This window comes from Chromobacterium fluminis, from assembly GCF_011602385.1.
Taxonomy (GTDB): Bacteria; Pseudomonadota; Gammaproteobacteria; order Burkholderiales; family Chromobacteriaceae; genus Chromobacterium; species Chromobacterium fluminis.
The window spans coordinates 1-1943 of the sequence record NZ_JAAOMA010000107.1 but is presented as its reverse complement, the minus strand read 5'-3'; the positions used below and the strand labels follow the sequence as shown (position 1 = coordinate 1943).

Genomic DNA, 1943 nt, shown 5'->3' with positions numbered 1-1943 from the left:
GCCAAGCCCTCCCCCACGTCCCAATCGCCGTTTTTCACGCAACGCCCCTTCCTTCACTTTGTTCCCCATTCTGAAAAAGTACGTTTTCAAGTTTCGCCGGCGCTGAACGCGCGCGGCTGACGGCCCTCGACGTGCCCGGCCCGGGCGTCGACCCGGTCGCACGGCGGCGGCTGCCCGCGGCCGGCCGGCAGGGCGCGCGGCCGACCTGGAGCGGGTGGCGGTGGGCGCCGGCGGCGTGGTGACGGGCTGGGTCCGGATAATTGCCATTCTCCGGAGTCAGAAAAACGCGATTTGTTTGATTGGTTGGTTGATTTGTTGGCTATTTGTTTGTTGGTTTATTTGTTTGTTGGTTTATTTGTTGGTCAAATTATTGGCAACCAACAAATACTATGCTACGCTGATGACATACCAACTTATTGAGGTGCGTCCATGCCCATCCCATCCGAACTCGTCAAAACCTTCGCCGACAACGTCCAGGGCCGCGCCGGCCGCAAGGCCACCATCTCCGACGAGGCCATCCTCGCCGCCGGCGACGCGCTGCAGCGCCAGGGCCGGCAAATTTCCAAGTGGGGTCTGCACAAGATCATCGGCGGCGGCAATCCCCAACGATTGTTGGAGGTCTGGCAGCATCACCGCGGCGACGTCGAGGCGCCGGCGGCCGCCAGCCCCAGCAGCTGGGCAGCCGAGGTCCAGGACCTGGCGGGAAAGTTTCACGATCAGACGACCAAAATGATCGGCGTGCTGTACCAGACGATTGAGCAGACGCTGGAACGCCGCCACAGCGACGTGGCGCGCCAACTGCGCGACCAGCTGGCCGACATCGAGGAGAGCGCCACCGCCCTCGCCCAGGACAACGAGATGCTGCAGAGCGAACGCGACGACCTGGAGCGCGAGCTGGCCAACCTGCGCGACGAATTCAGCCAGGCCGCCGGCCGCCAGGAACAGACCGACACCGACCTCACGGCGATCCGGGCCGAAGCCAGCCAGCTGCAGACCACCGTTGACAGCCTGCGCGATGAACTGGGCCGCGCCCGCCAGCAATTAGCGGATCTGCCGGCGCTGCACGCCCAGCTGCAGGCCGCGGAGCGCGCACGGCAAGCCGCTGAACAGAGCCAGGCCTCCACGGCAACGGAACTCAACATGCTGCGCGAGCAGCGCCAGGAAGAACGCGAACGGGCAGCTCAGGCCCTGGAGCGGGTCGAGCAGTTGCAACAACGGCTGGAACAGGAACAGGCTCAACGCCAGGCCGCGCAACAGGATCTGGCGCAGGCACGCAGCGAGCTGGCCAGCGCCGGCGCCGCCGCAGCCAAGGCCGAGCAGTTGCAAGCCAAAATGGAAGCCGAGCTGGTGGACTTACGCGCCGGCGCGCGCCAGGACGCCGCCGAGGTGGCCAAGTTGCAGGCCGGCCTGCAAAGTGCCCAGGAGCAACTGCAAGACGCCAGGACCAACCTGGATCGCCAACAACAAGAAAATCAGCGTCTGATTGGTTTGCTGGCTCCAGCAGGCGCGAAAACGACTGCGGTGCGGGAACCTGCAGCAGCGAAGCCGACGCCCAGCGCCAGCAAATCTACAAAGTGAGACAGGCATGCCAATCGAAGAGTGGGAAAAGAAAGACAACTACTATTTGCAAGGTCCAGGCAGCTGGACCATTTGCAAGATCAGCAGCTGCGGCGAAATCAGTTACGAACTCTGGAACACTACTGGGCGCTATCAGAGTGAGATTGTTGCAAGGACTACAAGTGCAGAACAGGCAGTGGCCAAATTTGATTCGATGATGGGCGAGTCGTTGTCGATTTAAAGCTTGTGCCGTTAACGGGCCATTTACAGCCGTTTCAAAGGGGGGCTAGTGTTTATGTGGCCTCCTATACCAAGTGAACGTTTTGTGTAGCTATGCTCTTGAGCTTGTCAGGAACGGCAAGATTCGTGAGCCCTCCCCTCCCCTC

The 1943-nt window shown here is 61.8% G+C and carries 2 protein-coding genes; both read left to right on the top strand.

From position 1 onward, the window contains the following. The first annotated feature begins 429 nt into the window (after nt 1-429). A complete protein-coding gene (locus tag HA052_RS27030) occupies nt 430-1578 on the top strand; it encodes a coiled-coil domain-containing protein (RefSeq protein WP_166454432.1) in 1149 nt (382 codons plus the stop codon). Nucleotides 1579-1585: 7 nt separating this feature from the next. Continuing rightward, nucleotides 1586-1798 carry a hypothetical protein gene (locus HA052_RS27025; RefSeq protein WP_166454431.1) on the top strand — a complete coding sequence of 71 codons (213 nt, stop codon included), beginning with the start codon at nt 1586-1588 and terminating at the stop codon, nt 1796-1798. Nucleotides 1799-1943: the final 145 nt, after the last annotated feature.

Bases quoted from the DNA above. Each gene is read 5' to 3' on its own strand.
- HA052_RS27030 (WP_166454432.1), top strand. From the start codon at position 430: ATGCCCATCCCATCCGAACTCGTCAAAACCTTCGCCGACAACGTCCAG.
- HA052_RS27025 (WP_166454431.1), top strand. From the start codon at position 1,586: ATGCCAATCGAAGAGTGGGAAAAGAAAGACAACTACTATTTGCAAGGT.